At 66.7% G+C, this 6,035-nt stretch carries 7 protein-coding genes and 1 pseudogene; 1 reads left to right on the top strand and 7 read right to left on the bottom strand.

Features of this window, described 5'->3' with window-relative positions; translation table 11 throughout:
* The 6 genes and pseudogenes from ELR45_RS38600 to ELR45_RS21375 all read right to left on the bottom strand — a co-directional run.
* A pseudogene (locus ELR45_RS38600) lies at positions 1-202 on the bottom strand (hypothetical protein); the annotation flags it as partial.
* Positions 199-570, bottom strand: a complete 372-nt coding sequence (aroH, locus tag ELR45_RS21395; protein ID WP_129668287.1) for a chorismate mutase — start codon at positions 568-570, stop codon at positions 199-201. The pseudogene ELR45_RS38600 and the gene aroH, both read right to left, overlap by 4 nt.
* A 155-nt stretch (positions 571-725) precedes the next feature.
* Complete coding sequence (locus tag ELR45_RS21390; RefSeq protein WP_129668172.1) at positions 726-1,466, bottom strand: pseudouridine synthase; 741 nt, start codon at positions 1,464-1,466, stop codon at positions 726-728.
* On the bottom strand, positions 1,459-2,202 hold the full coding sequence (gene scpB / locus ELR45_RS21385; protein WP_129668286.1) for an SMC-Scp complex subunit ScpB: 744 nt from the start codon (positions 2,200-2,202) through the stop codon (positions 1,459-1,461). The genes ELR45_RS21390 and scpB overlap by 8 nt, the downstream gene beginning before the upstream one ends.
* Before the next feature lie 126 nt (positions 2,203-2,328).
* Positions 2,329-3,210: a segregation and condensation protein A gene (locus ELR45_RS21380; RefSeq protein ID WP_420813924.1), complete on the bottom strand. Its 882-nt coding sequence runs from the start codon at positions 3,208-3,210 to the stop codon at positions 2,329-2,331.
* The gene (locus ELR45_RS21375) at positions 3,207-4,157 is read right to left on the bottom strand and encodes a ParA family protein (RefSeq protein WP_129668171.1); all 951 of its coding nucleotides are present in this window, start codon (positions 4,155-4,157) and stop codon (positions 3,207-3,209) included. Before ELR45_RS21375 ends, ELR45_RS21380 begins: the two co-directional genes overlap by 4 nt.
* Positions 4,158-4,507: 350 nt before the next feature.
* On the opposite strand from ELR45_RS21375, the gene ELR45_RS21370 reads away from it, so the two are divergent.
* Positions 4,508-5,791 (top strand): acyltransferase family protein, encoded by a 1,284-nt coding sequence (locus tag ELR45_RS21370; RefSeq protein ID WP_129668170.1) that lies wholly within the window; start codon positions 4,508-4,510, stop codon positions 5,789-5,791.
* A gap of 91 nt (positions 5,792-5,882) precedes the next feature.
* Here ELR45_RS21370 and ELR45_RS42870 read toward each other — a convergent pair.
* The coding region (locus tag ELR45_RS42870) for an EamA family transporter (protein ID WP_205857047.1) at positions 5,883-6,035 on the bottom strand (153 nt) is incomplete at its 5' end.

Below are 6,035 nucleotides of genomic sequence, written 5' to 3'. Positions count from 1 at the left end.
TGCCGGCTCGGGTCAATGCCATACCCATGGAGGTACCGAGAAGCCCGGTACCGACGATCAGGACTCCGCCGCTCAACGCGGCCCGGCCATTGTCCAGCCCCGCTCGTCTGGAGACCGGCGGCTCGCTCATGGCCGGTGAATTACCGGCCGACGCCTCGCCCCGGGTCGGCTCATGGCCGATGGCGGACGCCTCGTCGCTCATTCGTCGTCCTTGGCCAGGTCATCGCGGAGCACGGTCGTCCCGTGCAGGTAGACATGACGGATGTCGTCTCGCGAGCGCGGCGTCTCCACGTGCGCCATCAACCGCACCACACGGGGCATCGCACCCTGCACGTCCAGCTCCTGGGCGCACATCAGCGGGACGTCGGTGATCCCCAGTCCTCGGACGGCTGCCGCCGGGAAGGCGGAGCGTACGTCCGGCGTCGCGGTCAGGAAGATGCTGATGACATCGTCTGCCGTGAGGTCATTGCGTTTGAGCACGGCCTGCATCAGCTCAGCCGTACGTTCCAACAGGTGCTCGGACTCGTCCGCGTCGAGTTGGGTCGCACCCCGCACCGCTCGCACTCTCACCATGTCCCCGTTCGCGCTCCGCTTCTCGTTTGCCGCACAGACGACGCACGCTCGCCATCCCCTGCGCCGCGACGTTCACTGTAGTGCCTGCCGGGCGCACTTTACCTTCTCAGAGGTTGCGCGGAATCCGAGTCGCCCGGCTCGCGTGCCCCTGCTCAGAGTCCGACGTCGCGGTAGAGTTTGCCGACTTCTTCCCGGGTGAGCTTTCGTGTCGTGCCGGGCCGAAGATCGCCGAGTCCTACCGGTCCCACATACGTCCGGCTCAGCCGCTGCACCGGATACCCGACGGCCTCGAGCATGCGCCGCACGATGTGCTTGCGTCCCTCGTGCAGCACGATCTCGAGCATGACCCGGCCACCTGCACGGTCCACCACCCGGAACGAGTCCGCTTTCACCGGGCCGTCGTCCAGCTCGACGCCGTCGCGCAAGGTGCGGCCGACGTCCCGCGCCACCGGCCCGTTCACCTCGGCGACGTAGGTCTTCAGCACGCCGTAGCTCGGGTGCGCCAGCCGGTGCGCGAGCTCGCCGTCGTTGGTGAGCAGAATCAGCCCTTCCGTGTCGACGTCGAGGCGCCCCACGTGGAAGAGCCGTTCCCGGCGGTTCTCGACATAGTCGCCGATGCTCGGACGGCCCTGCGGATCGGTCATGGTGCTGACCACACCACGCGGCTTGTTCAGGGCGAGGTAGACCAGCCCGGCCTCGGCCGTGGTCACCCGCATGCCGTCGACCTTGATGACCGCCTTCGCCGGATCCACCCGGACACCCTGCGTTCGCACCGTCCGGCCGTCTACCTCCACCCGGCCGGCGTCGATCAGCTCCTCGCAGGCGCGGCGGCTCCCGATCCCGGCGCCAGCCAGGACCTTCTGCAGCCGGATGCCCTCGTCAGACTCAGTCATCCTGGGCTCGAATACCCATCGAGCGGCCGTCGTCAACGTTCTCCCCGGCGCTTACGAGGTCCTCAGCGTCTCCGAGATCCCCGGCGCTCCCGAGATCCACCGCGTTCTCGAGGTCCTCAGCGTTCCCGAGATCCCCGGCGTTCCTGGCTCCGCGAGAACTCCCGGTACTTTCGCCCTCGCCCTCCAGATCGTCGATGTCCGGCAGGTACTGCGCCAGCGGCGGCAGGTCTTCGAGGGATGTCATCCCGAGTCGCTCCAGGAAGTAGGAAGAGGTGCGGAACAGGGTCGCGCCCGACTCATGGTCGATGCCGGCCTCCTCGACCAGGCCACGCGTGGTCAGGGTACGCATCACGCCGTCGCAGTTCACGCCCCGGATGGCCGAGATACGGGCGCGGCTGACCGGCTGCCGGTACGCGACCACGGCCAGGGTCTCCAGGGCGGCCTGGGTCAGCCTCGCCTGCTGCCCATCCAGGACGAAACGTTCCACCACGGGTGCACACTCGGCCCGCGTGTACAGCCGCCAGCCGCCGGCCACACTCCGCAGCTCGAAACCTCGGCCGCCGTCGGTGTACTCCTGCGCAAGCCGCCGCAGCGTCGTCGCGATCTCCTCCCGCGGCACCTCCAGGACCTGAGCGAGCGTCACCTCGTCGATCGGTTCGTCCACCACCACCAAGATCGCCTCGATCGAGGCGGACAACGACGGCTCCCCCGAATCGGCCGTGACCGTATCGCCCAGTGCCCGATGATCGCCGTTACGGCTCTCGTCGTCACTCACCGGCGTGATCCTCCTGTAGTCCGCATGGGTTGTCTGGGTCTGCTTCAGGCCGCGCGCAGTCTCCCGCACGGCGGTCGAGCGCACATGTTACGCCTCTGCAGGGACGCTCGCGCCGGGCTCGTCGAACTCGTCGCCGATCCCGATAGGGGTCTCGTCGTCATCGTCGCCGGTCCACCGGATCGTCAGATCGCCGAGCGGGGTGACCTGTTCAAATGCCACTGCCCGCTCACGGTACAGCTCCAGCAGGGCCAGGAATCGCGCCACCACATGCGTGGTCGACGGGGAGTCCATGGCCAGCGCCCGGAACGTGACCTGCCGAGATCGGCGCAGCCAGTCGACGACGAAGGCCGCCTGCTCGCGGACGCTGACCCGAGGCTCGTGCAGGTGTGCCAGGCCGACCGTAGGCACCGGTTTGGGCGTGAGGACCCGCGCCGCGAGCTGGGCCAGTTCCTCCGGTCCCAGGCCGACGACCACCTCTGGCAGCAGATCGGCGTAGCGCTCTTCCATACCGACAGCGCGCGGGAAACGCAGCGCTTCCTCGGCCAGCCGGGCGGCGAAGATGCCCGAGAGCTCCTTGAACGCCTTGTACTGCAGCAGCCGCGCGAAGAGCAGGTCCCGAGCCTCCAGCAAGGCCAGGTCGTCCTCGTCCTCGACTTCACCACTGGGCAGCAGCCGGGCGGCTTTGAGATCCAGCAGGGTCGCCGCGACGAGCAGGAACTGGCTGGCCTCGTCAAGGTCCCACTCTGCATCCTTGATGTAGGCGATGAACTCGTCCGTCACCTGGTGCAGTGCGAGCTCGGTCACGTCGAGCTTATGTTTGGCGATCAACGTGAGCAGGAGGTCGAACGGGCCTTCGAAGTTGTCCAAGTGGACCTCGAACCCCGAACTGGACTCCTCGGCCGCGCTCTCCAGCGCCGGTTCGTCGAGCTCGACGTCAAGCAGCAGCGCCGGCTCCGTCTCGCTGGTCACTCCCACCGAGCCAGAACCTCCCGCGCAAGCTGCTTGTACGCCTTAGCACCCGGCGACGACGGTGCAAAGCTCGTGATCGGCTGACCCGCCACAGTGGTCTCCGGGAACCGCACCGTGCGGCCGACGACGGTGTGGAAGACGCGGTTGTCGAACGCCTCGATCAGTCGCGTCAGCACTTCTCTGCCGTGCACCGTGCGGGAGTCGTACATGGTGGCCAGCAAGCCCTCGATTTCCAGCCGGGGGTTGAGCCGGTCGCGGACCTTCTCGATCGTCTCCTGCAGCAGCGCCACCCCGCGCAGTGCGAAGTACTCGCATTCCAGCGGAACGATCACGCCGTCCGATGCGCACAGGGCGTTGACCGTCAGCAGACCGAGGGACGGCTGGCAATCGATGAGGATTACGTCGTAATGCGGAATCAGTGGCCGCAGGATCCTGAACAGCGCCTGCTCGCGTCCGACCTCAGTGACCAGCTGGATCTCCGCCGCGGACAGGTCGATGTTGGCCGGTAGCAGATCCATCCCGTTGACCGGGGTCTTCTGCAGGATCTCCTCGACGTTGAGCGTGTTGTCCATCAGGACGCTGTAGATGGACGTCTCAAGGTCATGCGGGTTCAGTCCCAAGCCCACCGACAACGCACCCTGCGGGTCGAAGTCGACGAGAAGTACCTGACGACCATAATCGGCGAGTGCCGCACCCAGATTGATGGTGCTGGTGGTCTTGCCGACGCCGCCCTTCTGGTTGCACATCGCCACGATCCGCGCGGGTCCGTGTCTGTCCAGCTGTGCGGGCGTGGGGAACTCGACGCGTGGACGCTGGGTGGGCCCCAGGTCGTGTTCAGCTTCCTCAGATGTGCCTTGGGAAGCCGCACCGACGCCTTCGAGCGGCAGCACCCCGGCCGCGGCGTCTGCATTCGACGGTGGCACGGTTTCAGAGCTCCTCGCTGTCATAGGCGTACCGATCCTCGCTTGCCGAGCCTACTCTCAGTTGGACCATGCACAGCGTAGCCGCTCCGCGCGCGTCTCAATCATCCACATTTTCGTATGAGCAACGGTTGGATCCTTCTCTCACGTTCCTGACCGGCGCAAAATGAATCCCCGCCGGGCCGACAACCGGGGGTTCCTTGCCTCACGTAACGCTTGTCCGGCTGAAACCAGCTCTATCCGTTACATGAGGCCAGGAACCCCCATCGTCCTGGCGACCCGACCCCTCTCCCGGAGCCAAGATGGCCGGTAGGGTATCCCCAACACCCGGGGGTGCGGCTGATGCGTAAAGACCCTGACCGGCATCGCAACCCGCCATGACCAACGGGCGCGGCGACCAATCGACGTCCGGGGTACCCGCCCGGCGGTCAGAGCTGGACGCCATCCGCGCACTCGTGGTCGTCGGGTTGGTCTTCTTCCACTCAGCACTGGTATTCGACTCGAACGACGATTTCTATGTGAAGAACGCCGACACCACCGAGGCGATCATGATCGCTGCCGGATTCGCGGTGGTGTGGGCCATGCCGGCGCTGTTTCTCATCTCCGGACTCGGCGCGTGGCACTCGATCCGACGACGTAGCCCGGGCGGGTTCGCCCGGGAACGGCTGCTGCGGCTCGGCGTGCCCCTACTCTTCGCCTTCGTCGCCTTGCTGCCGATCGCGCCGTGGGTGCGACGCAAGGCGGAATCTGGGCCTGACGAGTCCTATCTTGAGTTCTTGCCCCGGTTCTTCGAGGTGCGGCTGGACCTATCCGAGTTCCCGTTCATTCTTCAGGGCAGGTATTTCGAGTCCGGGCACCTGTGGTTCGTCGTGCTGCTTCTCACGTTCTCACTGATGCTCGCGGCGGCAGTCTGCTGGCTACCGGTCGGTGCGAAGCGATGGATCGGCGAGCGAGTCGCCCAGCTCACTCGACGGCGTGGCGGCGTACTTCTGCCCGCGCTGGCATTCGCCGCACTCACTGCCCTGGCTGGGATGGACGAAGACTACGCCGGGTGGAGCCGCTGGGCTTACCTGATGTTCTTCCTGCTCGGCTTCGCACTCGCCGCGGATGACCGCGTCCGCACCGCCATGCGCACCGACGCCTGGGACGCGGCCGTCCTCGGCGGCGTTCTCTTCATGACCGTATCGCCCGGGATGCTGATCGCCGACGACCCGTTCACGGACATGACACCGCTGGCCATAGCGACCCGTGCGGCGTACGGCGCGGCCGGTTGGTGCTGGGTGGTCGCGATCCTGGGCCTGCTCGACCGCCGGCGGCAGCGACGGGCGGGCACCGTCGCCACCACAGTGGCTGCGAGAGCGAGGGAGTGCACGGCTGGCGCAGAGCCGAAGGTTCCGGTGAGTGCAAAGCCCACCGATCGGAGACGCCGCACGTACCGCTACCTCGCCGCCGCCCTGCTACCCCTGTACATCCTGCACCAGCCGGTCGTCGTCGGCGTGGCGTACTGGGTGGTTCAGTGGGAGGCGCCCATCGCCGTCAAGTACCTGGCGATCGTGGCCGCATCTCTCACGCTGACCTTCGCCGCATACGAGTTGCTCGTACGGCGCTGGGGCTTCATCAGATTCGTCTTCGGAATGCGTCCTTCCGCCACGTATGAATGACCACGTTCACCCCGGCTGGGACCGCGGTGTGCCGATGCCAGCCCGGGGACGCTGCCTGGGTGGAAACGATCACGCCCACCACACGGGCTGATCATTTCGGACGGCGGCGGCTAATGGCGACGCCGAGCAGGCACAACGACCCGCCGATCATGCCGAGAACCGTCGGGAGCTCGCCGAGAAGCAGCCACGACAGCAGGATCGCGATGGCGGGCACAGTCAACGTCGTCGCGGTCATCCGACCGGC

Source organism: Phytoactinopolyspora endophytica, from assembly GCF_004138495.1.
Taxonomy (GTDB): domain Bacteria; phylum Actinomycetota; class Actinomycetes; order Jiangellales; family Jiangellaceae; genus Phytoactinopolyspora; species Phytoactinopolyspora endophytica.
This window is presented reverse-complemented; position numbering and strand designations above follow the sequence as displayed.